Below are 24,941 nucleotides of genomic sequence, written 5' to 3' on the forward strand. Positions count from 1 at the left end.
TTATCCTTTATTTTTCCGGAAGCTTTGGCATCCGCGAAAGTACATTTTCATCGAGAATATTTGCGCCGCGTTCAAGAACAAGTGTATCGGCCATCATGCGCCACGGCATGCCATATTCCAAATCAAAAATTTTCCCCGCAAAGGGAACATCCAACGAATCTTTTGTCCGGAAATAATCCATCAAATATTTTCCTTCGGTGAGATCGTCGATTTTAAAATCGCCATCGGAAGAGCAACGCACCACATTAAATTTTTCTTCGCCCGCTTTCCGAATTCGCACACGCGTATCGGATTTTCCGCCTGGAATTTTTCCCGAAAGAGTCGCAAGTTGTAATTTCGGAACCGTTTCAAATTTCACCCACTGCCGCGTTTTCATCGTGATAATCGTATCGCGAATTCCGGTGACGCTATCCGGCGATGACAAAGTGGAATCCGCATAACGTTCCAAAAGTTCCACTTTCGCATCCGTTAAAAACTTTTCTTCGCCAAGGACAAAGAAACGCACCGGATCTTTGCGCAAAATTTTCACCGGCAAAGTATCTTGGTTTTGCACGAGCAATAAAACCGTTCCCAAATAATTCAAAAGCGAATCGGAAACCGGAGTATTGTAAGCGACGAGAATCGAATCTTCGGGGAAAACATTTTTTGCGCCCGAAGACGGTTCCGTTGCCGAACGACTCGGCGGAAGCGTATCGCCTTTACGCTCTGTCCATTCGATACTAAGAGTCGCCAAGCGATGATCCAATTTGCGTCCGAGAGAATCGCGGCCGTATTTGCATTCAAATGTGTAAGATGAATCGCGATTGTAAAGAGAATCAAAATAAAATTGCATATCGTTTCCGCGCGGCATCCGGAAAATTGCCGTCGGATAAATTCGCGAAGAATCTGGAGTAATCAAAGCGCAATTTTTGAAATCAAGAAATGCGCTGTCGATGAAAATATTTTTTGAAAATTTTGCGGTGAGCAAAGCGCGTCCCGCTTGAGAAATCGATTCCAACGAAATCGGCGTCGTATCTTGATCCGCTAAAGGAAGCCAAAGCGTATCCGAAAATTCCGGCGTTAAATTTAAATCGTAACCGTTAACGCCTGCGATTTCTACGGAAGGTTCAATTTTTTGGTTGCCGTTTTGATCCAAGAAAGCGACGACGCGGTAACGCCCCGCTTTCAATCCGCCCAAATGAAATCTGCCAAGGCTATCTGTCTGCGTCGAAAATAACGGCTGTTCTTTCACTAATTTCGGAATTGAATCCGCTTCAAGAGTTTGCGTTGAATCGCGATATTTATTCAAGTAATGATGCGAAGAACGTTCCTTAGCACCGATAAGGAAAAGGCCGACCGTCGGATATTGCTTATTACGAATCATCGTCGAAGTAATCATCGTCCGCCCCGAAACCGAAAGCGAATCGATAATCGGTCCCGTAGAAAATGTCAAACGAAACGGATCGGCAACGGCGTTTCCGCGCAAATCTTTTAGCCCGCTTGCAATCGTCACCGTATAAGTCGTATTCGAATCTAACTGCGCCCGCGACGTAATATAAAGTTCATCGCCATCGACTTCAAATCGCAATTTCTTTTCGAGCGGTGGAGAAATCGTCACAGCGCTTCGCGGAATCGTCGGTGAAATCCATTCGTCAAATTGCAAATGAATATTCAATTCCGAAGAAATATTCACAGAACCCGGCGACGGATAAACTCCCGCAACACGCGGCGGATATTTGTCTTCGGGACCTCCGCCAGGAGCGACAGAAGTTGCGCAATTCAAAACGAAAAGCGCAAACGAAAACAAAATGACGAAGCGAAATTTCATCGCCGATTATTCTCCGATCATGTGAATGATTTTACCAATTCGCGTCCACCGAATTTTGAACGGAATTTTAAACCACGAAATCGGATTGCTGAACGAAAATCCTGCATCGGAATTTTCAAAAGAAAAGTAAACAACGAAAGCTTTTGCTTTGATATTTCGCGCCGAAACAAATCCCCAATAACGACTATCCGCTGAATTATCGCGGTTATCGCCCATCATAAAATAGACCGGATATTTCACCACATAATTTTTCACCGGCGTTCCATCGACAAGTAAATTTGCCGAAAGCGAAAGCGAAGAATCGAGCGAAACATTATACGCTAAATCGCCGAGTTGAGCGCCTTCAAAATAATCGTAACTCACCGGGCGCATAAAACCGTTATAACGTCCATTCGGATCAAACCGTGGCAAAAATCCGCTTTGCGCTAAACGTTTAAACATCAAAAATTTTGCAGGCCCCGTAATCGTATCGCCTTGCTGCAAACCTTGTCCGATAATTTGACCTTGCGAAAGAACTGCATTTAACAAAAGTCCGCGATCGTTTTCCACAGGCACGCGGAAATTTTCGAACAAGTAATCATCTACTTCAACGGAATCGCGATAGAGCGAAAGCGAAAGTTCAATTTTTTCTTCCGGATTTTCTTGCGCCATCAGCGACTTCATCCACCAAAGTTTCGGAAGCGAAAGATTTTGCAAATCGATTGTATCGCCGACAGCGGGAATGCGCGTTGCGCTCAATTCATCGCGAGCAACTCCCGTCCGCGAATAAGCCGTATATTTTCCTTTGCCTGGAAGTTTCTTTTGTTCCACGCCATTTTGAAAAAGTACGCCGTGATGCACTGCGATGGTATCGCCCGAAACAGCGATGCAGCGTTTAATGAAATCTTTTGGACCGTCTGCGTAATGCACCAAATGCGGATTTCCCGGAATCGGTTTTGAATCCCAATAGAAATTTCCGAACATAAGTCCATCGGCTAAATGCGTGTAACGCTTCGCATCGTAATCGGGATAAGCAGGTTCTCCCGGATAACGGAAGATAACGATGTCGCCCGCTTTCGGATCGGTAAATCCTGGGAACTTTGAATGCGTAAACGGAATCGGCGAACCATAAGTAAATTTCAGTCCCAAAATGAAGTCGCCCGTTAAAAGCGTATCTTCCATCGAACCGCTCGGAATTTGGAACGCTTGAATCACATATTGAATCACCACCAACGCGCACGCGATGGGAATGATAAGTTCTCGCAAAAGCATTTTGATGCCGCGAGAAACGGAAAATTTTTTAGAATCCATAGATTTTTACAAGATAGAAATTTTTGCATTTTCCCTTTTTAAAAAGTCTTTTCTTTAACCCCGTTATTTTCTATTTTTCGGAGCATGATACAATTTTACGAAACCTATCGCGGACTCATCATCCTCGTCGCCATTTCCATTCTCGCCCTCATCATTTCCCGTCATCTGCTTTATCCATTCTTCAAAAAAATTGCTGAAAAAAGTTCGAATAAATTCGATGATTTGTTAATTCAGCGTCGCACGATTGAACGCGCAGTTCACATTGTGCCCGCGATAATTCTCTACGTCGGGATGCCTCATGTTTTAGCTTCGACGACCGTTCTTTTTCACACACTTTACACGCTGAATAATCTCTATTTTATCTTCATCGGATTTCTCATTTTCGATTCATTCTTACACGCTTGCGCCGACCACATTCTTTTAAATTCCAATAAGCAAGGGCTTCCGATTCAAGGCGTTCGCCAAGCGATTCTCCTCGTCGGATTTCTCGCCTGCGCCATTCTCGTGATTTCGCAAATTACTGGGAAAAGTCCCGTCATTCTTCTTTCAGGCTTAGGCGCTCTCGCTGCAGTGTTTATGTTAATTTTCCGCGATCCGATTTTAGGATTTACTGCGGGCATTCAAATTGCGATGTTCGATCTCGTCCGCACCGGCGATTGGATTGAAGTTTCCAAAGAAGGAATTGATGGAACCGTCGATGCGGTTTCGCTTACAAGTATTCGCATTTCGAATTGGGACAATACGACAAGCGTTCTCCCGACATACAGTCTCGTTTCGACGACTTTCAAAAACTGGCGTCAAATGCAAGACACGAGCCGTCGCCGCGTGCAACGTTCCATTTTAATCGATGCCAATTCTCTGCACACACTTTCTGCGGATAAAATGCAAACTCTCGAAAAAAATCCGCTGTATGCGCCTGCGCTTCAAAAACTTTCCTCGCGTTTATCTGCCGGCGAATTGCCTTTAAATTTAACCGCCTTCCGTCTTTGCATTGACGCATTCCTGCGCAGCATTCCCGAAATCGATCCGAAATATACGCTGATTGTCCGCGAAAAAGAATCGAACGGCAAAGGCATTCCGCTCGAAATTTACATCTTCACTTCCATTTCGCAATGGGCAGCATACGAAGATTTTTCATCGACTTTGGTGGATCGCTTAATCGCAAAGCTCCCCGAATTTGATTTGAAACTTTATCAATTAAGCCAAGCGGAATAATCCGAATCGGCGAAAAAGACAAAATAAAAAGCAGCGTTCATGCGCTGCTATTTTTTTATAAAAAAGGCATCGCATCGGTCTCTATACGCTCGAAGCTACTCTTTTAGAAAGATAGCCCACCTTCCTTTTCAGTTTTTCAGGGTCAAAGACCGAGCATAAACATCGAAGAAAGAGATCGGAGCTGAATGAATCTTGTTAGATCGGGCATAACTACCGAAGGATGCCTTTAATAATATACTTTGGAAAATCAATTCGCGCAACTTTTTCTTGTCGAATTATTTTCCTGAGTTCGTCATTTCTTTGTCATTTGACGAAATCTTCGCCAATTCATCTTCCAACATGGAGCATAAAACGCCAGCGACTTTTTGACTTTCCAAGTATAATTCCTTGTAACGCGCATGACGACGGCGCATATCAAAAAGTTCCGAAGTGATGTCCATCGCCATCAGCAATAACTGCTTACGAGCGTCCATTCGCGCATCCGAATTGACATAAAGCTGGACTTTCTTCGTCACATATTCGACGATTGCAGAAAGTTCCGCATCGGTTAAATCCGTTTGAATTTGAAACCGATCATTGCCGATTTCAACGCGAGTGGTATGTAAAGATGAATCAGCGTCCATATTTACCTCAATCTTTCATTCCGACGCCAAATGAATCGGTGGCTGCAAACCACCTTAGCCGAAAAAATCGGGCTGAGCAGACTCCCCTGCCGGTTTCTGCGAATCATCGGCGGCTGGCTGTTCTTGCGATTCTTCACCCGGCGACTGCACCGGAATTTCGGTTCCGAGTTCGTTTTCAATCGTCGAAAGCAAAGTCTGGAATTTTTCTTGCGCACTCTGAATTTCTTCGCCTTGTTCGCTCACAACGCGGTCCATATCTTCGAGCTTTGCATCCTTTTCGGCAACGGAAGCCTTTATCGATTCCAATTCCGATTCGCGTTCTGCAAGAGTCGCCTTCAGCGCATCCAATTCGGAATTCTTCGAAGCAAGTTCCGCTTTGACATTTTCAAGTTCCGCAGACTTGTTCGCAATTTCCGCTTGAGCTGCTTCAATTTGCTTTGACTTTTCTGCGACTTCCGACTGAAGAACTTCTTCGTTTGCCGCCTTGGCTGCGATTGTTTTTTCAGCAGCGAGCTTTTCGCTTTTTAACGTGCGAAGAGCTTCGAGCATCGACTGAATTTTCTGAGAGAGAGCGTCCAAATTTTCAAGATTCATTTTCAAAAACTCCTTTTTCACAAATATAGTTTTTCATCGTCAATTTTCGTTTGACGCAGATCAATTACCGCTGAAATTCTTCGCTTAAAATTTCTTGCAACGCTTCTAAAAAGACTTTGGCTTGTCGGCTAAAAACCGGATTCTTTTTCCACACAAAAACAAGTCCACTTTCGCATTTCGGAGAAAGCGGTTTAAAACATAAATGAGAATTTTCTCCGGTATAAGTCAATTTGTCCAAAGTCAATGCGCAGCCGAGACCTTCATCAACCATTAGCGCTGCGTTAAAAATCAAATTATACGAAGCGATGATATTCAGCGAATCCAAACTTTTTCCAAGCCAACCCGAAAACCAGTTAGTGCGTTCTAACTGCGCCGAAGTAATGAGCGGCAAATGCAAAATATCTTTGGCGCACACGCGCGATTTTTGAGCAAGCGGATGATCTTTTCGCATTAAAATTCCCCAAATATCGCGGTCGGGCAAATTCAAAAAATCATATTTAGCGCGATCGATCGGATCGATTAAAAGTCCAAAATCTAAAAGTCCGCGATCCAATTTTTCCATCACATCTTGAGCGTTTCCGCTGAACAAATGAAAACGAATTTTCGGATAGCGAATTTGCACATCGCAAATCGCACGAATGATCAAACGCATTCCATCCGTTTCGCCCGCGCCAATGTAAATGTCGCCTGCGATTTCTTCGTCCGCAGCCGATTTCAATTCACTTTCTGTTTTATCCACTAATTCGAGAATTTCTTCAGCGCGTTTTCGAAAACGCAAACCTTCTTCGGTCAAAAGGGTGCGCTTGCCTTTGCGGTAAAAAAGTTTCACGCCAAGTTCTTCTTCTAATTCTTGCATTTGCCGAGAAAGAGTTGGCTGCGTGACAAATAAAACATTGTCGCCGGCTTTAGAAAAACTCTCTTCTTGCGCAATCGCCAAAAAATATTTCAAAGTCCGAATTTCCACGAAGAAAAAATAACAATTCGAAAACTTGCGCCGTAGACTGCGTTCTCTTTATTTCACCTTTCTAATTTTTTACATTTCCATTACACCTTGGAGATAATATAAAACTCTATTTTATTCGTTCCCTCGCTGCGATTGCTTTTGCAACCGCAGCACTTACTTTTAACGCTTGCGACGATTCGAGCAGTGCTTCGGACGACGCAGAAATCAGCAGCTCAAGCGAAGTCATCGAAGACGAAAGTTCGAGCAGTGAAAAGTCCGACCTTTCGAGCGACTCAAAAGAAAAAAGTTCTAGCTAGAAAGAAGTAAAAAGCTCTTCCAGCAACGAAAAATCAAGTTCTAGCGAAGCATCTAGTTCCAGTTCTAAAAAATTAAATTGCGGAAGTTTCGCTGGACTTTGCGTGGAAAGTGAAAAAGACCTTCCTGAATGCACAGAAAAAAATCTTTTAGATTCGGCTCATGTGATTGGAAAAGATTCTTATAATTTCCGTTGCGATAGAAATACAGCCGGCGAATATAAATGGCTCGTCTATATGCATGTGCATGCAGGCGGAGAAGCGCCTGATGTCGGAGCATCGTCTAGCTCAGCGGCGCAAAGTTCTAGCTCTGTTTCAGAAGCTTGCGCAAAAGTCGAAGGAAATTGCCTTGATAAATTATCTGAACTTGGCGAATGCTCTGAAGAAAATTTAGACTACAAGGTTTATGTTGTAGAAGACGGAAACACTCATACCTGTTCAAAGAAATCTTCGGGCGAATATGCTTGGTTTACAACTTGGAATGTTCATGGATCAGGCACCACTCCCGAAGTGGGAAAAAATTAAAAATGTAAAGTAAGCCTTTGGCGAAAAAAGGAGCTTAGATTTTTCTAAGCTCTTTTTTTAATGACGATTTTTCTCATTTCACTTTTCTTCGACGAGTTGAATTTTACTTAGATTAGAAATAAACCTAGGCGTTGATTTGAGTGTCTAAAATCAATACGCAGTTGAATCAAAATCAGCAAGCCTTTGAAGACTATTCTAAAATGAGATGAAAATTTATTCGTTTGCGTGTTGCATAATTTAATGCGATTTCTGCTATAAGTTTTTGTCCGCAAGACCTGTTTTAATTGAGATGATTTTCGAAGCTGTTTTAATGATTGATTTTACAGAAAGAAATTTACATGTGCCACTAATCCGCATTTTTTATGGGAAAATTTTAAGAAAACACTTGACAAGAAAAGAAATTTATTTTAATTTTGTTAGAAATTAGCGAACATCTAACTTTTATTGAGGTAACCATGAGTACTTTTGGAGATTTTGTGAGAGAGAAAAGACTTGCAAAGCACATACATCTTAGAGCACTTGCAAAAGAGATTGACATTGTTCCTGCGTATATGAGCGATATTGAAAAAAATCATCGTTACCCACCAGCAAAAGAAAAAATCTTTAAGATTGCCGAAGTTCTGCAGCTTACTGAAGATGAACGCAACGAATTATTTGACCTTGCTGGCGAAGCTAAAGAAGGTATGATTGCTCCAGATATTTCGGATTATGTAAAAAATCAAAATACAGCTCGTCTTGCATTGCGCAAGGCAAGAGATTTGAATCTTGGCGATAGGGAATGGGTGAAAGTGATTGAAATGTTGGAAAAGGAAAAGAACAGTAAACGATGAAAATTGACGAGTACACTGACGAACGTTTAGATTTATTTGGCGATGAACTAAATCGCCGATTTGATGCATCACGCTTAGAAAATGCGAAAACATTAGATGTTTACGACGTTGTTGATTTTGTCGGGTGTACTCCTGACTGGAAATATTTATCTCCCGATCAATCTGTTTTTGGAATGACCGTTTTTGAAACAACAAATTTTTACGAGTGGGAAAAGCCTATTTTTACGCAAGGTGATTTACCAAGAGAAATCGTGGTAAAAAAAGGAACCATTCTTATTGATAGAACATTAAATGAAGGCTGTAAACAAAAACAACAGATGGAAAATTTTACAGTCATTCATGAATGCTTTCATTGGTTACTTCATAAGAGATATTTTGAAAATATTGTTGAAGATGGTATTCTATGTTGTTCACAATCAAGTATTTTCAAGGAAAGTGCTGTATTAAACGAAACAATTAAAATTCTAGAGCATCAAGCGAATCGCTGTGCTGCAAGTTTCTTGATGCCAAAACAGGCTGTAACGGCGGCATTTATGGAAGCAGCGAGAATGCCGCAGAAACCGCTCCCTTTGCGCTACATGACTAAATATGTTGCTGAAACAGCGAATCTCTTTAATGTCAACTTTAACCCGATGAAATACAGATTGCAAGATCTGGGTTTCATTCAAAAGTAGAGGAAAAATATGGAATGGATTGAAGATTTAACCCCGATGTTTATGGATGTCGCCAAAGATGAAAAAGGGCTAGTAGGAATAGATTATGGCTATCAGTATGAACCAGAGTATGAGAATCATTTAATTCGAATTAAATTTGATCGTAACGAACAGCGCGTACTTGATTCGTTGTTAATTGAATTGATGACTCAGTTCCACATGTATATTGGTAATGATGAAATGAGCACGATGGAAAAGGGTAATATAAAAAAAGCGATAGAAATATCTAGGAAATTCGCAGATGAAGCTACAGAATCTAAAGAGGTTTATGAAAAATTTATCCATCAGCTTGAAAATGCCGTTATGTATGATAGTGAAGTATTCTTTTGAATAATTCATAATGACAAAAAATAATGCAGAATTTTATTTCAAATGTTAGAAATTAGCGAATATCAAACAAGGAGAAGTAATGAAGATAAATCTGTATGCAATTATTGCATCATTAGAGAAAACTTTAAAAAATAAGGGAGTTCCCTTTAAAGAAGGATTTCCTTTGGTTCCCTCACAAATGCTGGTAGATGAAATTCCCGAAGACATCCTTCCGCATCCAAATCACTTAAAAGCGAAAAATCCTAGCAAGACTTTAATTTGCAATTTTTCACAAGATGATCTTCTTTATTTATCGCTCAAGGAACTTGATAAGCGCATTGCTATCTGGAAAAACTTTATGGGAATCTGCGGATTTGACTTTAGCGCAAGAATAGGTGATGAAGAGGTCAGCCAAGATTTATACCTCTACATCAACAAGCTCTTGGATTCTTATGTTGCTCTAAATGGCATAAAAATTCTTCCAAATTTTAGAATTGCAGGCTCAATATCATCATTGAATGTATTGCGGATATATCCTTCAAAATCATCCTTTGCCGTTGGCACTTGGTTGTGGAGGAAATGAAGAATTAAATATCACTCTACTTCGATATAAGCTGTTTTTTGCAAGGCCAAAGCATTTAATGATTTACGGAGAGTTAAAAGATACATATCGTGAAATTTTAGACGAATTTGGAGTTCAATACACGGTATTTGAAGATTATAGTAAGCGTAGCCGTAAAGGCGAATTTAAGTAAGGAGAATCTATGGACGCAAAACGAAAATATACGCGACTAGTTGAAAAGGTTAAACATGATCTAGAGAGCGATGAAGCCTTTTTTAAGAAAATTAAAGAAAGAAATCGTAATCAAGAAAAATACAAGGAGCTTTGGGAAAAAGTAAACATAGATGAAGTTGTTAAAAAATTTGCTCCGGGCTCCGAACCCATTATCAATGAAAACGGGAAAATCATATTCAAAACTCCCAACAGCAATATTCAGGTTGTTGCAGAAGCGACTATTGGTAGTGTTAGAATTCAAGATTTAACCATGGAAGAAGGTCGAGAGTATTTGGATTTAAATGGAAACCGAATGAATAATATTACCGAAAATGGAAAAACTCGAGGTTTACCAAAAAAAGAGTATGAGTTGAAAACTCATTTTCGAATAAAGAAACTAAACGAGATGTGATACGTATGAAAGGAAGACAATATCAATATCAAAGTTTTTTACTTCAATGTCCTTATTGGAACATTGAACTTGAAAAGTACCGAAGAAAATTGCCTAAAGATATTCAGTTATTTGTTTATGAGAGGAATCTTTTTGATTTCCCAAATTATCAAAGAATGATTCCTTTAACCTATCTAGATTATAACATTGATACTCAAAGCGATTTAAATAAACTTGTTTATTCTATGCGTGATGTTCAAGCTCTTTATATTGTCGATAATCGAGAGAAAAGCGACAGCATCTTTGTAAAGAAGCATTCCGAGGCAACGAAACAAGCCTTCATTTGGCAAATTGAAAATTTGGGAATTTCTTGCTATTTGGCTAGTATTAATTAGACCATTTCGTCAACTGTTTCGAATCAGTGCGGTCAGTTTTTCTTTTGCAATATTGCTGCTTGAGTAATTTTCATCACCGTTTTGACATTGAGCAAAAAGATTTCGTTCTCGCCATTTTGCGTATGTCGCATGATGCTGTCTTATTGTTAATGAAGTTTTTGTTCTATGCCTAAAAAGCATAGAACTCCATAAAAATAAAGTATTTGCTATTCAAACTTTCCTCTGCTATATTTTGAACAAACAAAAACAAGTGAGGAAAAAATGAAAACTGAAAAAATTTTGAAAGGCGCAATTTGTGCAATCGGAGCCGTTGCGATTTCTTCTTTCTTAGCATATCATGAATCGAAAACTCAAAATGCGGAGCAAAAAATGTCTAAAAATTCTGTCGCAGATTCGGAGAAAATAACAGCAGGCGTTGTCGAAGAAAAATTAAATCTTGTTAAAGAATGGGACAAAGTTTTTCCACAAAGCGATAAAGTCTTTCATTCAAAAATTACATTCCACAACCGCTACGGAATTACTCTTGCCGCAGACCTTTACATTCCCAAAAATGAATCGTTAAAAGTCAACGGAAAATTCCCCGCTGTTTCTGTGAGCGGGCCTTTTGGCGCAGTAAAAGAACAGAGCTCGGGACTTTACGCACAAACTCTTGCCGAGCGCGGATTTTTAACGATTGCCTTTGACCCCAGTTTTACCGGTGAAAGTTCTGGAACGCCTCGAAATGTTGCTTCGCCCGATATTAACACCGAAGATTTTAGCGCATCGGTTGATTACCTTTCGACCCGCGAAGATGTCGATGAAAATCGCATTGGCATTTTAGGAATTTGCGGTTGGGGTGGCATTGGCATTAACGCTGCCGCCATGGATACGCGCATCAAAGCAACTGTCGCATCGACGATGTACGACATGACGCGAGTTTCTGCAAATGGTTATAACGATGCAAACGATAATTTTGAAGCGCGCCACAAAATGCTTGTCGCCTTAAATCATCAACGCACGAAAGATTACAAGCAAGGTTATTACGACCGCGCCGGCGCAAATTTACTTCCCGAAGAACTCACCGTTCAAACGCCGCAATTCATTAAAGATTACACCATGTATTACGAAACGAAAAGAGGATTTCTTCCGCGTTCAAATAATTCTGTCGGCGGTTGGAACAAAACTTCGACGCTTTCGTTCATCAATTTGCCATTCTTAAAACGCAGCAACGAAATTCAAAGCGCCGTTTTAATCGTGCACGGCGAAAAAGCGCACAGCCGTTATTTCAGCGAAACCGCTTTTCAAAATATGACAGAAAATGGGAAAGGAAAATTTACCGCGAATAAAGAATTGTTAATTATTCCCGGCGCAAGTCACACCGATTTATACGATAATTTAGAGAAAATTCCTTTTGATAAAATTGAAAATTTTTATCGTGAATATTTAAAGTAGAGGTTTTTATGAAACGCGTTTTAGTGATTTCTTCAAGTCTTCGCAAAGGAAGCAATTCCGAAATTCTCGCCAAAGAATTTGCAAGCAGCGCAAAACTTGCCGGGAACGATGTAGAATTGATTTCCCTTGCAAATAAACAAATCGCATTTTGCAAAGGCTGCCTCGCTTGTCAAAAGAAAGGCAAATGCGTCATCGATGACGATGCGAATGCGATTACCGAAAAAATGAAAAATGCCGAAGTCATTGCATTTGCCACGCCGATTTATTATTACGAAATGAGCGGACAATTAAAGACAATGCTTGACCGCGCCAATTCACTTTATGCAAGCGATTACCATTTCAAAGAAATTTATTTGCTCGCCTCTGCCGCCGAAGACTCTCCTTCGACTTATAAAAATGCGCAAAACGGAATTAAAGGTTGGATAGCATGTTTTGAAGGCGTCAAATTCAAAGGGACAATTTTTGCCGGCGGCATGAACTCTCCCAAAGATGTCAATTCTCATAACGACATTTTGCAAAAAGCAAGAGACGCAGGGCAGAAAGTGTAAAAAAATCGCCTCAAAAAATATTACAAGAGTGCACTCACAGTGTGCTCTTTTTTTCATTAAAATCAACAACAATAATTTCAAAATCAAAATGTCTTCAACGATTCGGTAAATTCAAATCATCCCACAATTCTTTTGGAGTGTTGTAGATTTTTGCCTTAGAATTTTTAAGCAAATTGTCGCTTTCAGCAAGCGCTTGTTTTAATTCATCGGAAGATGTTGGGAATACTATATCTAAAGAACTATCTAATTAAAAGCTTAGCCCATTCAGGAATGTCATCGGTATATTTCTTAGCGATTACACCATCGGAATATCGAAACAGAAGTCTGGGCATTTCGTTTTCAACAGAATTATCGTAAATGTAAAGCCTGTCGACTAAAGAAATTGCCGCAGCGATATTAACGATAGACTTTTCATAGCGACTTATAATTGTTGAAATTGGGACTTCATGGCCGCCATTGGAATATCTTTTGGCAATTCTTAAAATATTTATTTCCGGTGAATTTGTACAAATAAAGAAAATGTTGTTTTTCCAGAACCGTTAGGACCAGCTATAATGCAAAGAGTAGGTTTCATAATCTATCTCTTTTAATGTCGTCTGCAAGTTCTTGAAAATACTTTTCTTTAGCAAGTTCTGCCTTTTTAGAACTTTCGATAGACGATTCTTTGACTTGACGCATCAACTCTTCAAGCTGTTCGTCGGTCGGGTCTTCGAGCGAACTTAAACGAAAATCTTTAACAGACTTGCTCATCGATTACATTTTACTTTCCATAAAACCCTAGATAATACAGTATTTTAAAATTTTGAAACATAAATGCAGACCTTGATGTCTCTCTGAGTGAAACGAAAGCCTAGCACTTTTTTGCAACAAGGAACGCTCGAAAAAACGCTCAATTCAAATTTTTATAAAAGCTCTAGCCAAAACTGTTTTTTTTCTTACATTATTTTATAAAAATTAAACTAGAGTGCACTATGATATTGAAAACAATAAAATTGCTTCTTTTATTCGTTATCCTCATTTTTTTTGCAATAAAAGTTATTCCGTATATAACTACTCAATTTGACTATACTAATTTTTTTACAGAAATTCATTCTAGTTTTCCCGTTTTATATAATGGAAATACAATTCTAGATTCAAATCATATAAAGGCGGATCTTTCCACAATAAATAATGGCGTATCTATTTTAAATCCTTTTATCGCAATTGCTGCAGCAATTGTTACAGGGCTTGCATTTTTTGTGCAGTACACAGCAAATCAGCAATTAAAAAATGACAGTGCAAAGCAGCAAGAAGAACGACAATTTTATGAGATGCTAAAAATCCATCGAGAAAATGTTGAAAAATTTGATATTGTAAGTGCTGGGGTCGGCGCTCAATATTCAAGAATTATTCCAGATTCTAACGGAATCACAAAATTAAGAGAAATACCTGCAATTCAAGAATATGTTCATCACCACCATAAAGGGCAAAATGCAATTCGATGCATGTTGCATGAATTTTTATTTTTGTATGCCTGTTTTCAGTCAAATGAAAAAATAAAGAATGATTCTCTTCAAGATCAAAATTTCAAAAAAGCCTATGCTGTATTTTTTGAAGGAATTGAAAGAGCTTTTTCAGCGGAAGACAAATCACAAGATGATTACAAAAATTTGAAAACAGTAAAAGACGCAATTCATTCTCAAAATTTTAACAAATTGCAAAAAATAGAAGAATTATCAAAATTTCATCAATTAGAACAATCAATTCTATTTCAAGGACATCGGCACATTTTAAACGCATATTATCGAAATTTATTTTTAATTGTTAAATCTGTTGTAAAATCAAATATTTTTGATAAAAAAGAAAAAGAGAAATATTTAAAAATTTTACGCGCTCAAATGCCTGATGAGGAACAGACTTTACTCTTCTTTAATTGGAAATCTGGATATGGATCTGCGTGGGAAGATAAAGACAATCATTTCTTTACAAAATGGAAAATGATTCATAATATCGAACTAAAAAATTTTGAATATTCGGAAGATGGAAAACTCTATAAAGATGAAAATGATTTATATAAGGAATTCACTAATCTAAAAGAAGCTGATAAAAAAGATTTATTTGAATTTGTATCTAGACGAAATAAATAAGCTAAGCATATTCGATTCATTTGTCGCGGAATTAAAGGCTTGCGATTTTTAAAATCCATTCGTATAATTTTTAGGCAGTCCAATTTTCAACAAGTCGATTTTAAATCGATAGAAATCAAATAAAGTAAAAACTTCATTTTCAAAATCTTGTTTACGATAATAATTTGAAAAATTATAATGTTCGTCAAATGGCTCAGTTTTACAAATTCTTAATGAAAAGATATTGGCAATTTGCGTCTTAAAATAGACTTCGATAATTTCAATATATTTTCTGATAATTTGTCTTAATTGAAAATCAAAATGATAGCGTTCGTAAATTGCAAAAGAAAGACCGAGCAACTCAAAGGTTTACCCGGTTTGATCCCTAAATTCTTGCGAATCATAGGCAACTCTGTTATTTTTAATTTAGGTTAATGTTTTTGAAATGTCAAGGTGAATAATGTAAAATTTTTTTTTGGAGAATAGAGGGCGACAGCTCTCGTGTCATCCTGAACGGAGCGTAGCGAAGTGAACGGATCTAGCATTATAAAGAAATTTCTTGACGAAATTGTTTTTTTCTTACATTATTACGTAAAAATTTTATCATGGAGTGTTAAAAAGATGAAACTGTTTCATTTTGGAATAAAATCAGCAGCGGTTGCGCTTGGTGCGGCATCGCTTTTTGGGCTCAGCGCTTGCAGCGATGATTCGAGTTCCAATTCCAACGCATTGGATTTCGACGTTATCGAAACTTTAACCGAAGCGGATTCTTGCCGCACAGAAATTGCGGGAGATTCCATTTTCGTCAAAGACGAAGCGCAAGTTTACGTTTGCAAAGACAGCGTTTGGGAAAAAGTAAATTTAGAAATTTCGTCTTCTTCGGAAAAATCTTCAAGCAGCGAAGTTTCCAGCTCCAGCGAAAAAGTAAAAAATGTCGCGACCGAAAAGGACTTGGGAAAGTGCTCTGCAAAACTTGACGGTGATGCGATTTTTGTAGAAAATTCTTCAACTTATTTTGTATGTGCCGAAAATATTTGGGTGCAGTTGAAAGAAGTCAAGGAATCAAGTTCGAGCGCTCCCAAAAGTTCGAGCAGCACAAAGTCAAGTTCTAGCATCGCGAAAAGTTCGTCTAGCGTTTCTTCGAGCTCGGAAAAGCACATCGTCGAAAATTTCGAAGATTTAGAAAAATGCTCTGACAAGAACGAAGGCTTTGCTGTTTACGTCGAAAGCGAATCGGCTTATTACGCCTGCAAAAATTCGCAGTGGGTCAAGTTCACCGAATACGTTGAAAGTTCCAGCAGCAAAATGAGTTCGAGCAGCGAACGCAAACGCATGATTGAAACGTTTGACGAAATTGACGAATGCACCGAAGAATTGGACGGCGAAGCGGTTTATGTCAAAGACGAAATGATATACTTTATTTGCAAAGAAGACAAGTGGGTCAAATTCCAGGAATATGTCGAAAGCTCAAGTTCAAAAGAAAAATTATCATCAAGTAACAGCGAAATTGTTGCGGACACTGCTGTTGATTTAGGCTTAAGCGTGAAGTGGGCAAACATTAACATTGGGGCGGCTGAACCAACAGATTATGGTGATTATTATGCCTGTGGAGAAACCAAAACAATTGCTACTGCAAAATGGGGGGAAAAATGGAGGGTACCAACAAAAGACGAGTTTCAAGAACTTTTAAATAATTGTCGTTGGTATTGGGGATCTGAAAAAAATAGCCTCGGGATATCAATTAACGGATATTTTGTAAAAAGCAAGAAAAACAACAACATGATATTTCTTCCAGCTGCAGGATATCGAGGTTCCGTTTTGTCTTTCGCAGGCTCTGGCGGCTACTACTGGAGTTCTACTCCTGACTACTACTCATTGTACTTCGAATCAAATAGCTATCATATGAGCGAAGGCAGCCGATGCAGCGAAGGCCAATCCATCCGACCTGTCTTAGCTGAATAGCGTAGCGATTGACACTCGCTCAAACCTTATAACAACACCGCCTGCGGCCCACAAAATCCGCAGGCGTTTTCAATTTTTTCAAATATTAGATTTCTCTATCAAAATAAATCCGAATGACTCCCCGTATCGACTAATTCTAGAATCAAAATTTCTTCAACGATTCGGTAAATTTAAATCGTCCCACAATTCTTTTGGAGTGTTGTAGGTTTTGGCTTTAGAATTTTTGAGCAAGTTGTCGCTTTCGGCAAGAACTTGACTTAATTCATTTGAGAATTTTGAGTATTTTGCTTCAGTGAACAGTCCCGAATATTCGTGCGTTGAAAGTTGGTTTTGATATGCGCAATCGTTCGACTCATCAACGTAACGACATCCTTCAAATCGTTGTAATGGTCCAGGCGATTTTGGTTTACCGCAAAGCCCTTGACAAGGTAGTCTTTTAAAATTGAAGTCGCCCAGCGGCGGAATTGAACGCCCTGCTGGCTTTTGACACGGTATCCTACCGAGATGATGACGTCTAGTGTATAAAACGCAACCGCTTGCTTGATATTATCAACACGCAAATTTTGCGTGTTGTTCTCTTTATCAAGCTCATTTTCTGCAAAAACATTGTTAATGTGTTTACGAATCGTTTTCTCGTCGCGAGAAAATAACAAAGCCATTTGATTGGCTGTAAGCCACACTGTGTCGTTTTCGAGCTGGACATTTAATTCGATTTTGCCGTCTTCGGTTTTGTAAATTGCGATATTTGATTTTTGTGAATTCATAAATTCTCCATAAAAAGATAGAGGTGCCTTTTGCGGCATCTGAAAAAAATGATTTTATTATTTATTGGATGCTTTGAAAATGAATACAGGCGAGGGTCTTCCTCGGCATTACTTGGCAAAAGCCGTCGCGCAAGTCGTGTTCTTGCGAGCTATCCTATTTCACGTTCAAAAAGTTAAACGACTCGCCCGTGGATGCATACGCCTCTGTCAGCGAGATGAATGAAATCATTTTAAATATAAGAAAATAATTTTCCACACTTCATTATTTGTCACTTTTTGTCATTTGAATTTAATTATATTCATAGCGTATAATTTTTAAGCTGCGCTGTTTTTGCTTGTCAGCGCGGAGGAGTTAACATGAAACAGAAAAAAGTTGCCAAATCAATTGATCACCAAGTTGCACTCATCGATGAAAATGTTCTCAAATCTCGGATTTATACCGTTCGCGGTTTAAAAGTAATGCTCGATTCTGACTTAGCAGAAATTTATGGATACAGCACGAAAGCGTTTAATCAGCAGGTAAAAAATAATATCGAAAAATTTGATGATGATTTTCGATTTCAACTGAATCGCGAAGAATATCGGAAAATTCTAGGGTCAAAAATTTTGACCCTAGAACAAGGCAAATATTCCAAAAGTTTGCCCTACGCTTTTACCGAGCAAGGCATTTATATGCTGATGACAGTTCTTCGGGGTGACTTGGCAATTCGGCAAAGTAAAGCTTTAATTCGCCTTTTTAAACAGATGAAAGATTTCCTCATCGAAAATCAACCGATGCTTGGCTACGATCGTGCAAAGCTCTCTGAAATTGCGATTCAAACCGAGCGCAATTCAAATGACATTGCAGAAATTCGTCAAGATTTGCAAAAGGTAATGGATAATTTTGTAGATCCGACAATGCATAAACATTTTCTGATTATGAATGGGCAAAAATTAGAAGCCGATGTCGCTTACACGCAAATTTATGCGATGGCGAAAAAGTCCATTCTGATTATCGATGATTATGTAGGCGTCAAAACTTTGGATTTACTTCGTGGAATTGCAAAAGGCATTGACGTGAAAATTTTTAGCGATGAACGCGGAGCGGAACAAATTACCGAAAATTTTCTTGCAGATTTTAATTCCGTTCGGCCAGATGTGCAAATCATCATTTCGCGAACTCGTGGAAAATTTCATGACCGCTACATTTTTCTGAATTACGATAAATCCAATGAAAAATTATTTCATTGCGGACCATCTTCAAAAGATGCCGGAAGTAAAATTGCAACGATTATGCAGATTGAATGTCCGCAAATTTATCACAAAATTTTGGAAATGCTTATGGAGTAAATTTGAAGATGAAAATGATTTTTGAATTGTTCATTTGAATGCGCGGCTTTGCCGCGCATCGGGGCGTTGCGGGGTGTCCCCGCTAGAAGGGGTAGCGGAAAACGCGCGGCGGAAATTTTATTTTTTCATTTTTGCCGCGCGGTTTACGCGAGGGAGAGACTTCCCCCACACAAATCTTAGAGTTTTACTAAATTTGGAGCAAATTGTTTTTGTGCCCTGAAAAGCCGAAATCGTTGCCGAAGTTGCGTTGCAAAGTCGACGATGATTTTGAGAGAATCCGGTGAAAATCCGGAACGGTCCCGCCGCTGTATGGGAGTACGAAACCGGTGAATTTCAAAACCAGTGAAAGGCAAATCCTTTTGCGAAGGAACCGGAAGTAGGTTTATCCCCGAGTCAGAAGAACTGCGAAAACTTTCGTCTTTGCGAAAGCAAAGAAGAGGAACGATGCGAAAGACATTGCGACTTAAAACGAGCGTGAGTTTCGTTGTTTTTGTTGTGAGTTCGTTTGCGAACTTGTGGGCTTCTGATGTCCAAGATTTGGGCGTTTCTGAAATTTCTGCAGAGCCAGTGAGCCCCAAAAATATCGCTCCGAGTTACGAAGAAATTTTGCCGGATGCTTGGGAAGGTCGCGGGCTTTCGCCATCAGAAGTTTTGTCTGCGCTTCCGGGAATTCAAAGTTACAAGCAAGGCGGCATGGGGAGTTTTCAAACCGTGAGCATTCGCGGCGTCGCAGCGCGAAATATTTTGATTTGCATCGACGGAATTCCTTTGAATGATGCGGGCGGCGGCGCTGTAGATTTGGGCGCAATCGATTTAAATAACATCGAAAAAATTGAAGTTTATAAAGATCGTGTTCCCGCAAAATTTGGCGGTTCAGGACTCGGCGGCGCGATTAACTTTATCACCAAAAAAGCAAAGCCCAAAACAGACGGACGCATTTTAGCCAGTTACGGAAGCCATAACGCTTTAGAAGGTTCAGCACAAATTAACCTTTCGCCTAAAGACAGCGTCAATTTTGCAGCGACAATTTCGGCGCGGCACAGCGATAACGATTACGAATTTAAGAATCGAAACGGCACGCGTTATAATACGGAAGACGATTTTACAGACAAACGAAAAAATGCAGAATTTTCGGAATATTCCGGAGATTTTAAGTATCGCATTTTGCATGCGGGCGATTATTTTTCGACATTTTCTGCAAGCGCAACTTACACCGAAGCAGGAAATCCAGGCCACGAAAGTTCGCAAACTCAAGTCGCCAATTTTGTGGGCGAACGTTCCCAACTCGGTTATCGTTTGGAATTTCCCATTCTTTTGAACAGCGTTCTTTTGGAATCGGGAGTGACGGCGACTTTTGAAAAAAATGTTTCTGGCTCGTATTATCCGCTGGATTTTATCGGCTACACCAATCCAGATTTTATTGAATACGGACTTGCCGGTTATCGTTTAAATCCCGAAGTTTTAGCAAATATTATTTTGAATCGCTTCGAAGGAATGATTCGATTTGCTGGAAGCGCAGAAACTTGGGGCGCACGCGGAAGCATTCAAGATTTCGGTTTAACGCGTTACACAATCAGTACGTCTGCAAGCGCAGAATTTGCCGCAATGAATTGGGCGTCAATTTTTGCCGAGGGAAATGTTTTAAAAACAATTGACGATGTCGATGGCGGAAAATTTTTAATGCCCACGGGTACTGCAATCGTCGACGACGCAGAAAATCGAAGCATCAATTTTTCGGGAATGGTGCAGTTGAAATTAGGGAAAAAAGATTCGCACTTTGGTGCAAATGCATCCATTGGACGTTATTTTCGGCAGCCGCAACTGATGGAACTTTACGGCGTTTATCACGGAGTGCTTTCGAATCCGACTTTGAAAAATGAAACCGCAATCCGATTTGAAGTCGGCGGATTTATCGAATCGCCTTCGAAAAAATCCATTTTGCGCATCACTTATTTTAATACGCATTTAGACAACGGCATTTATTGGATTGCCAAAACAAATGCGATGAAAGCTTTTAACATCGGCGAAGCAGAAATTTACGGCGTTGAAATGGAATTGAACAGTCGCCCCATTTCGTTTTTTGAAACGACTTTACGCGGCACAATTCAAAATCCACGCGACAAAGGAGAGCTCAAAATGTATCACGGAAAACTTTTGCCAGGCGAACCCGTGCACAGTTATTTTGTCGAAGGAAAATTATTCTTGCCGTTCCATTTTGATTTGACTTTTGATGCGACATACCGCACACGAATTTACAGCGACCGAATGAATGATACAAGACAACCCGACAATGCGCGTTATAACGCAGCCCTTGGATTTAATCCTTGGGAAAAAACGCGGTTTATTTTTGCCATCACAAATATTTCGGACGAAAATTACACCAACATTTACAGCCCATTTCCAACTCCAGGAAGAGAATTTAAAATCACACTTTTACAAAAATTTTAACCCAAAACTGTTCTCGTTCAAACCGAGAATGTCACTTCAACAAAAGGAAAAGACATGAGTCGAAAGATTCTCCCCCTCATTTTAACCGCCGGCCTTACCGCATTCTTTGCGGCTTGCGATGACAGCAGCAGCGCAGCAAGCGTTGAATGCCTCGACGATAACTGCTTAGATAGTTCTTCGAGCGTAGAAGAAGAAATTTCTTCGAGCAGCGAAAAAGAAAATAAGTCTTCAAGCTCGGTAAAGGATGAAAAATCCTCGAGCTCTGAAAAAAGCGACAAGTCTTCAAGTTCTGTAAAAGAAGACAAATCTTCTAGCTCTACGAAAGATGAAAAGTCTTCAAGCTCGGTGAAAGATGAAAAATCCTCAAGCTCTGAAAAGAGCGACAAGTCTTCTAGCTCTGTAAAAGAAGACAAATCTTCTAGTTCTAGCGAAGATGTTTCGAGTTCTTCCGACGCACCGGAATCTTCTTCGAGCGTTAAATATTTGAGCACAACTCCGAACTTAGCAGACCTCGAAGTTTCGGGCGATACATTGTTTGCCGTATTCCAACGCTTAAATGGTTATTCTGCAGACCAAGTTGGTCTTTTAGCCTTGTATAACCGCAGCACCGGTGAATTGCTCGATACAATTTCTCTTGCAACCTCGACTCCGATGAAAATTCAAATTGCAAACGGCGAAGTTTATGTTTGCACACAAGGCGCTTACGATGCAGCATACTCTTTACCTGCTGATGAAAATCGCGGCATTGAAAAAGTGAATTTGTCCAAGAAAACTTCTTCGCTTTATGTGAGCGGAACAAAACTCGGCGGCGGCGTCAATGATTTTGTCATCAATCAAAAAACGGGTAAGGCATACGCTGTTGTTACATCAACATACGGAAATTCTCCCGTTGTAGAAATTGACCTTTCTTCAAAGGCGACAAAGAAAATTGAAAGCATTAAAAATGCGCCTTATTCCATGGCATACGATAGTAAAAACGGACTTGTTTATTTTGCAGATAACTACATCGATTATACAACATACAAAATGCACATTGGTGTATTCTCTTACGATGGCACAACTCTCACGAGCATTTCGGATAATGACCCTGAAGAAGAAGGTCGCCCTCCTTACAACATCCAAGTGTTAGATGGCGTTCCCTACGTTTTCGTTTCGGATTATAGCACGGGAAAACTTTATATCCATTATGCTGATTCCGAATCCGAAGGCGTTTCGTACTATCAAGATTCTAAACTTGCCGTGGCAAATGGGAAACTTTATTTGATGGAACGCGATTTAGCTAACGGAACTCTTGCAGAAATCAATACTTCTACAGGAAAACCCAACTGGCAATATTCCATTGGCAAAGGCAACGCCTACGATGTCGTTCCGGCCGACGCAGGAAACCTTTGGATTGCTCTCTACAATGTCCCAGAAATTCGTAAAGTTACGACAAGCGGAAAAGTCGTGACAGATGGCGCAATCAATACCGAAAAATTCAGCCGTCACGAATAAGAAAATTCTAAAATTTTCAAAGTAACAAAGATACCCCATCGGGGTATCTTTGTTTTTATCGATTTGACAAGAAAAATTATTTTTTCAATGCGGCGGCAAAATTTTCAAGATTCGATTCTCCCGCGAGATTCGGATACGCTTTGCGAATTTTTGCGGTCAATTCTTTTGCATCTTTTGATTCTGCTGCTAATCTTTTTAGCGCATTCAAATATTCAATTTTAAATGTGACAGCTTCTTTCGTCGTCGAGCCGCCGTGACTGCCGACAAATAATTCTGCACCCGAAGCAAGCGAAGATTTTGCCGCCGCAATTTCTGCATCTACCGCAGCCATGCTCGAAATTTGTAACGCCGAAGGATGCTCTTTCGCCGGAGCCCAATGCGTTAAATAAACTTTTCCGCCGATGCAAATTCCTGCCGCCGGGAAATCGGTTGCTGCGCCTTTTTCAAACCGGAATGAAATTCCTGCAAGAGTTACCGTTTCGCCGAATTTTACTTCTGTCGCTTTGCTCACATCCGGAAGGATGACTAATTTTCCCGCCCACTGTTTTTGAAATCCCTTCATCATGCCGCCGTAAATCGGGCCGACTAAAAAGGATTTCATGCCTTCGGCGACGTAAAGTTTTGAATCTTTCACCGCACCTTCGTGATAATCCGTAATGGACGCGACAATCGGCTTTTGAAGCTTTGCCACATAAGCGTCAAATTCCTTAGCATTTTCTTGGAAAAGTGGAACTTCCAAAACGACAAGTTCTGATTTCCCTTCGACGATAAAACTGGCATCGCCCATGACATCGCCCGAATTATAAACGTGCATTTTGAAAGCACCGAAATCGTAAGCGGTGAAATTTCCGGCTTGAGCAATCGCTGCCGAAAGAACTGTTGCTGCAATCGTTGTCTTTGTCATTGTTGACTCCTTTTTGAATGTTACTTTCTTTTAGAGAGTTACTCTCTTAAAGAATTTTTGAGACGCTTATAAGATAAGAAGAAATTTTTCAAAATACAAGAAGGCACAAAAAAGTGCCGTAGGCACTTTTCGGTAACTTTTGGGAATTTAGAGTAAAATTAGAGACTTGCTTTCTAAAAAAATTTTGATTACTTTTATAAAGTCACTTTCTAAAAGGAATCATTATGGCGAAATTAGAAATTTTAGATGAAAATTTTCCCACTTGTCCGATTCGCAATGTGCTGAGCCGCATTGGCGATAAATGGTCAATTCTAATTCTCTACACGTTAAATCAAAAGCCGGCGACGCGTTTCAAAGAATTGCACCGCAGCATTCCCGATATTTCACAAAAGATGCTCACTTCTACATTAAAAACTTTAGAAGCCGATGGACTGATTTTACGGAAAGCATTTCCCGTTGTGCCGCCACGCGTTGAATATTCCCTTTCGCATCGCGGTGAAACGTTAATGCCGATTATTCAAGAGCTCATCGATTGGGCACTGCAAAATATGAAGAAAATTGTGAACGAGCGAAAAAAATCGCAAGTCGCTTAATTCATTTTTCGTCGCAGAGAATCCAATTTTCATTCGGTTTTCTCTGCGCATACACATTTTCTAAAAATTGTAAAACTGAAAATTTTTCGCGGGCAATAAACCGTTTGTGACTTATCAAAAAATATTTTGCATTTAAATTTTTAAGAAATTGAATTTGCGAAAATAATTGTTGCACATTATACGCATCCGGTTTTCCGTGACCGACCATCGGATAATTTGCGTCGCCGAGAAATGCATATTCCGCAGCCATAAAAATCAATGAACCTTTTGCGTGACTATTCGGAATGGGCGCAATTTGAATATGCAATCCATCATCCAATTCAAATAAATTTTCGATTACATTTCCTGCGTGCACATGCTTCCACGTTTCTTTTCCCACATAAAGTTGATTCCAAGAAATCTGCGATAAATTGCCCGCATGATCGTGATGAAAATGAGAAAGAATGACATTCTTCGGTAAATTTTTATCCAACGAATTGATGAAATTTACCGCTGCATCATTTGCGCCGACATCAAAAATCCACCACGCTGATTTTCCACGAATCGCATACACATCTGCGCTTAACGGCGAAGTTTCCGTTGCGTCTGCCGCGTTACAATGTAAAATCCAATCGGGAAGATGCTGTTCCATTTTTGCGA

27 protein-coding genes and 1 riboswitch are annotated in these 24,941 nt (G+C 39.7%); of the genes, 17 read left to right on the plus strand and 10 right to left on the minus strand.

Annotation, left to right across the window (positions count from 1 at the left end):
• Positions 1-7 precede the first annotated feature (7 nt).
• On the minus strand, positions 8-1,807 hold the full coding sequence (locus B0H50_RS01770; protein WP_106197632.1) for an Ig-like domain-containing domain: 1,800 nt from the start codon (positions 1,805-1,807) through the stop codon (positions 8-10).
• 6 nt (positions 1,808-1,813) lie between these two features.
• Positions 1,814-3,097, minus strand: coding sequence for a signal peptidase I (lepB, locus tag B0H50_RS01775; RefSeq protein ID WP_106197631.1), 1,284 nt, complete (start codon positions 3,095-3,097; stop codon positions 1,814-1,816).
• Between the two features lie 84 nt (positions 3,098-3,181).
• Here lepB and B0H50_RS01780 point away from each other — a divergent pair, with 84 nt between their 5' ends.
• Positions 3,182-4,312, plus strand: a complete 1,131-nt coding sequence (locus B0H50_RS01780; RefSeq protein ID WP_109587152.1) for a mechanosensitive ion channel family protein — start codon at positions 3,182-3,184, stop codon at positions 4,310-4,312.
• A gap of 275 nt (positions 4,313-4,587) precedes the next feature.
• Here the strand turns inward: B0H50_RS01780 and B0H50_RS01785 are convergent, their stop codons facing one another.
• The 3 genes from B0H50_RS01785 to B0H50_RS01795 all read right to left on the minus strand — a co-directional run bounded on the left by B0H50_RS01785 (position 4,588) and on the right by B0H50_RS01795 (position 6,493).
• Positions 4,588-4,935: a cell division protein ZapA gene (locus B0H50_RS01785; RefSeq protein WP_106197629.1), complete on the minus strand. Its 348-nt coding sequence runs from the start codon at positions 4,933-4,935 to the stop codon at positions 4,588-4,590.
• A gap of 54 nt (positions 4,936-4,989) precedes the next feature.
• The gene (locus B0H50_RS01790) at positions 4,990-5,529 is read right to left on the minus strand and encodes a hypothetical protein (RefSeq protein ID WP_106197628.1); all 540 of its coding nucleotides are present in this window, start codon (positions 5,527-5,529) and stop codon (positions 4,990-4,992) included.
• Between the two features lie 64 nt (positions 5,530-5,593).
• Entirely contained in the window at positions 5,594-6,493 is a 900-nt protein-coding gene (locus tag B0H50_RS01795) for a LysR family transcriptional regulator (protein ID WP_106197627.1), read from the minus strand.
• A gap of 398 nt (positions 6,494-6,891) precedes the next feature.
• Between B0H50_RS01795 and B0H50_RS01800 the strand changes: the two genes are divergently transcribed.
• From B0H50_RS01800 to B0H50_RS01840, 10 genes are all read left to right on the plus strand, one after another.
• Positions 6,892-7,311 carry a hypothetical protein gene (locus B0H50_RS01800; protein WP_106197626.1) on the plus strand — a complete coding sequence of 140 codons (420 nt, stop codon included), beginning with the start codon at positions 6,892-6,894 and terminating at the stop codon, positions 7,309-7,311.
• Positions 7,312-7,766: 455 nt separating this feature from the next.
• Complete coding sequence (locus B0H50_RS01805; RefSeq protein ID WP_109587186.1) at positions 7,767-8,141, plus strand: helix-turn-helix domain-containing protein; 375 nt, start codon at positions 7,767-7,769, stop codon at positions 8,139-8,141.
• Entirely contained in the window at positions 8,138-8,815 is a 678-nt protein-coding gene (locus B0H50_RS01810; RefSeq protein WP_106197625.1) for an ImmA/IrrE family metallo-endopeptidase, read from the plus strand. Before B0H50_RS01805 ends, B0H50_RS01810 begins: the two co-directional genes overlap by 4 nt.
• Positions 8,816-8,824: 9 nt before the next feature.
• Positions 8,825-9,184 carry a hypothetical protein gene (locus B0H50_RS01815; protein ID WP_109587153.1) on the plus strand — a complete coding sequence of 120 codons (360 nt, stop codon included), beginning with the start codon at positions 8,825-8,827 and terminating at the stop codon, positions 9,182-9,184.
• A 79-nt stretch (positions 9,185-9,263) separates the two neighbouring features.
• Entirely contained in the window at positions 9,264-9,746 is a 483-nt protein-coding gene (locus B0H50_RS01820) for a hypothetical protein (protein ID WP_106197623.1), read from the plus strand.
• Positions 9,721-9,918 carry a hypothetical protein gene (locus B0H50_RS13550; RefSeq protein ID WP_146129111.1) on the plus strand — a complete coding sequence of 66 codons (198 nt, stop codon included), beginning with the start codon at positions 9,721-9,723 and terminating at the stop codon, positions 9,916-9,918. The genes B0H50_RS01820 and B0H50_RS13550 overlap by 26 nt, the downstream gene beginning before the upstream one ends.
• Before the next feature lie 9 nt (positions 9,919-9,927).
• Positions 9,928-10,350, plus strand: coding sequence for a hypothetical protein (locus B0H50_RS01825; protein ID WP_106197622.1), 423 nt, complete (start codon positions 9,928-9,930; stop codon positions 10,348-10,350).
• Positions 10,351-10,355: 5 nt separating this feature from the next.
• Complete coding sequence (locus tag B0H50_RS01830) at positions 10,356-10,724, plus strand: hypothetical protein (protein ID WP_106197621.1); 369 nt, start codon at positions 10,356-10,358, stop codon at positions 10,722-10,724.
• 369 nt (positions 10,725-11,093) lie between these two features.
• A complete protein-coding gene (locus tag B0H50_RS01835; protein ID WP_408609866.1) occupies positions 11,094-12,155 on the plus strand; it encodes an alpha/beta hydrolase in 1,062 nt (353 codons plus the stop codon).
• Positions 12,156-12,163: 8 nt separating this feature from the next.
• Complete coding sequence (locus B0H50_RS01840; RefSeq protein WP_109587156.1) at positions 12,164-12,703, plus strand: flavodoxin family protein; 540 nt, start codon at positions 12,164-12,166, stop codon at positions 12,701-12,703.
• Positions 12,704-13,273: 570 nt separating this feature from the next.
• On the opposite strand, the gene B0H50_RS01845 is transcribed toward B0H50_RS01840, so the two are convergent.
• The gene (locus B0H50_RS01845) at positions 13,274-13,453 is read right to left on the minus strand and encodes a hypothetical protein (RefSeq protein WP_106197618.1); all 180 of its coding nucleotides are present in this window, start codon (positions 13,451-13,453) and stop codon (positions 13,274-13,276) included.
• Positions 13,454-13,674: 221 nt separating this feature from the next.
• Between B0H50_RS01845 and B0H50_RS01850 the strand changes: the two genes are divergently transcribed.
• Entirely contained in the window at positions 13,675-14,829 is a 1,155-nt protein-coding gene (locus B0H50_RS01850) for a putative phage abortive infection protein (RefSeq protein WP_106197617.1), read from the plus strand.
• A 48-nt stretch (positions 14,830-14,877) separates the two neighbouring features.
• Here the strand turns inward: B0H50_RS01850 and B0H50_RS13835 are convergent, their stop codons facing one another.
• On the minus strand, positions 14,878-15,168 hold the full coding sequence (locus tag B0H50_RS13835; protein ID WP_106197616.1) for an Abi family protein: 291 nt from the start codon (positions 15,166-15,168) through the stop codon (positions 14,878-14,880).
• A 261-nt stretch (positions 15,169-15,429) separates the two neighbouring features.
• Here B0H50_RS13835 and B0H50_RS01860 point away from each other — a divergent pair, with 261 nt between their 5' ends.
• Positions 15,430-16,770, plus strand: a complete 1,341-nt coding sequence (locus B0H50_RS01860) for a hypothetical protein (protein WP_109587157.1) — start codon at positions 15,430-15,432, stop codon at positions 16,768-16,770.
• 257 nt (positions 16,771-17,027) lie between these two features.
• Here the strand turns inward: B0H50_RS01860 and B0H50_RS01865 are convergent, their stop codons facing one another.
• Positions 17,028-17,534: a virulence RhuM family protein gene (locus B0H50_RS01865; RefSeq protein ID WP_109587158.1), complete on the minus strand. Its 507-nt coding sequence runs from the start codon at positions 17,532-17,534 to the stop codon at positions 17,028-17,030.
• Positions 17,535-17,891: 357 nt separating this feature from the next.
• On the opposite strand from B0H50_RS01865, the gene B0H50_RS01870 reads away from it, so the two are divergent.
• The 3 genes from B0H50_RS01870 to B0H50_RS01880 all read left to right on the plus strand — a co-directional run bounded on the left by B0H50_RS01870 (position 17,892) and on the right by B0H50_RS01880 (position 22,805).
• Complete coding sequence (locus B0H50_RS01870) at positions 17,892-18,863, plus strand: ORF6N domain-containing protein (RefSeq protein WP_109587159.1); 972 nt, start codon at positions 17,892-17,894, stop codon at positions 18,861-18,863.
• Positions 18,864-19,092: 229 nt separating this feature from the next.
• A riboswitch (cobalamin riboswitch) is annotated at positions 19,093-19,287 on the plus strand.
• 20 nt (positions 19,288-19,307) lie between these two features.
• Positions 19,308-21,311 (plus strand): TonB-dependent receptor, encoded by a 2,004-nt coding sequence (locus B0H50_RS01875; protein WP_106197612.1) that lies wholly within the window; start codon positions 19,308-19,310, stop codon positions 21,309-21,311.
• Between the two features lie 54 nt (positions 21,312-21,365).
• Positions 21,366-22,805: an NHL repeat-containing protein gene (locus B0H50_RS01880; protein WP_109587160.1), complete on the plus strand. Its 1,440-nt coding sequence runs from the start codon at positions 21,366-21,368 to the stop codon at positions 22,803-22,805.
• Between the two features lie 76 nt (positions 22,806-22,881).
• On the opposite strand, the gene B0H50_RS01885 is transcribed toward B0H50_RS01880, so the two are convergent.
• Entirely contained in the window at positions 22,882-23,709 is an 828-nt protein-coding gene (locus tag B0H50_RS01885; RefSeq protein ID WP_106197610.1) for a hypothetical protein, read from the minus strand.
• A gap of 224 nt (positions 23,710-23,933) precedes the next feature.
• Between B0H50_RS01885 and B0H50_RS01890 the strand changes: the two genes are divergently transcribed.
• Complete coding sequence (locus B0H50_RS01890) at positions 23,934-24,302, plus strand: winged helix-turn-helix transcriptional regulator (RefSeq protein WP_106197609.1); 369 nt, start codon at positions 23,934-23,936, stop codon at positions 24,300-24,302.
• A 1-nt stretch (position 24,303) separates the two neighbouring features.
• Here the strand turns inward: B0H50_RS01890 and B0H50_RS01895 are convergent, their stop codons facing one another.
• Positions 24,304-24,933: an MBL fold metallo-hydrolase gene (locus B0H50_RS01895; RefSeq protein ID WP_106197608.1), complete on the minus strand. Its 630-nt coding sequence runs from the start codon at positions 24,931-24,933 to the stop codon at positions 24,304-24,306.
• Positions 24,934-24,941: the final 8 nt, after the last annotated feature.

It is taken from the genome of Hallerella porci, from assembly GCF_003148885.1.
In the GTDB taxonomy this organism is placed as follows: Bacteria; Fibrobacterota; Fibrobacteria; order Fibrobacterales; family Fibrobacteraceae; genus Hallerella; species Hallerella porci.

Excerpts from the sequence above, each read along its gene's own strand:
- B0H50_RS01770 (WP_106197632.1), bottom strand. The coding sequence starts at position 1,807 with ATGAAATTTCGCTTCGTCATTTTGTTTTCGTTTGCGCTTTTCGTTTTG.
- lepB (WP_106197631.1), bottom strand. The coding sequence starts at position 3,097 with ATGGATTCTAAAAAATTTTCCGTTTCTCGCGGCATCAAAATGCTTTTG.
- B0H50_RS01780 (WP_109587152.1), top strand. The coding sequence starts at position 3,182 with ATGATACAATTTTACGAAACCTATCGCGGACTCATCATCCTCGTCGCC.
- B0H50_RS01785 (WP_106197629.1), bottom strand. The coding sequence starts at position 4,935 with ATGGACGCTGATTCATCTTTACATACCACTCGCGTTGAAATCGGCAAT.
- B0H50_RS01790 (WP_106197628.1), bottom strand. The coding sequence starts at position 5,529 with ATGAATCTTGAAAATTTGGACGCTCTCTCTCAGAAAATTCAGTCGATG.
- B0H50_RS01805 (WP_109587186.1), top strand. The coding sequence starts at position 7,767 with ATGAGTACTTTTGGAGATTTTGTGAGAGAGAAAAGACTTGCAAAGCAC.
- B0H50_RS01810 (WP_106197625.1), top strand. The coding sequence starts at position 8,138 with ATGAAAATTGACGAGTACACTGACGAACGTTTAGATTTATTTGGCGAT.
- B0H50_RS01815 (WP_109587153.1), top strand. The coding sequence starts at position 8,825 with ATGGAATGGATTGAAGATTTAACCCCGATGTTTATGGATGTCGCCAAA.
- B0H50_RS01820 (WP_106197623.1), top strand. The coding sequence starts at position 9,264 with ATGAAGATAAATCTGTATGCAATTATTGCATCATTAGAGAAAACTTTA.
- B0H50_RS01825 (WP_106197622.1), top strand. The coding sequence starts at position 9,928 with ATGGACGCAAAACGAAAATATACGCGACTAGTTGAAAAGGTTAAACAT.
- B0H50_RS01830 (WP_106197621.1), top strand. The coding sequence starts at position 10,356 with ATGAAAGGAAGACAATATCAATATCAAAGTTTTTTACTTCAATGTCCT.
- B0H50_RS01835 (WP_408609866.1), top strand. The coding sequence starts at position 11,094 with ATGTCTAAAAATTCTGTCGCAGATTCGGAGAAAATAACAGCAGGCGTT.
- B0H50_RS01840 (WP_109587156.1), top strand. The coding sequence starts at position 12,164 with ATGAAACGCGTTTTAGTGATTTCTTCAAGTCTTCGCAAAGGAAGCAAT.
- B0H50_RS01845 (WP_106197618.1), bottom strand. The coding sequence starts at position 13,453 with ATGAGCAAGTCTGTTAAAGATTTTCGTTTAAGTTCGCTCGAAGACCCG.
- B0H50_RS01850 (WP_106197617.1), top strand. The coding sequence starts at position 13,675 with ATGATATTGAAAACAATAAAATTGCTTCTTTTATTCGTTATCCTCATT.
- B0H50_RS01860 (WP_109587157.1), top strand. The coding sequence starts at position 15,430 with ATGAAACTGTTTCATTTTGGAATAAAATCAGCAGCGGTTGCGCTTGGT.
- B0H50_RS01865 (WP_109587158.1), bottom strand. The coding sequence starts at position 17,534 with ATGAATTCACAAAAATCAAATATCGCAATTTACAAAACCGAAGACGGC.
- B0H50_RS01870 (WP_109587159.1), top strand. The coding sequence starts at position 17,892 with ATGAAACAGAAAAAAGTTGCCAAATCAATTGATCACCAAGTTGCACTC.
- B0H50_RS01875 (WP_106197612.1), top strand. The coding sequence starts at position 19,308 with ATGCGAAAGACATTGCGACTTAAAACGAGCGTGAGTTTCGTTGTTTTT.
- B0H50_RS01880 (WP_109587160.1), top strand. The coding sequence starts at position 21,366 with ATGAGTCGAAAGATTCTCCCCCTCATTTTAACCGCCGGCCTTACCGCA.
- B0H50_RS01885 (WP_106197610.1), bottom strand. The coding sequence starts at position 23,709 with ATGACAAAGACAACGATTGCAGCAACAGTTCTTTCGGCAGCGATTGCT.
- B0H50_RS01890 (WP_106197609.1), top strand. The coding sequence starts at position 23,934 with ATGGCGAAATTAGAAATTTTAGATGAAAATTTTCCCACTTGTCCGATT.
- B0H50_RS01895 (WP_106197608.1), bottom strand. The coding sequence starts at position 24,933 with ATGGAACAGCATCTTCCCGATTGGATTTTACATTGTAACGCGGCAGAC.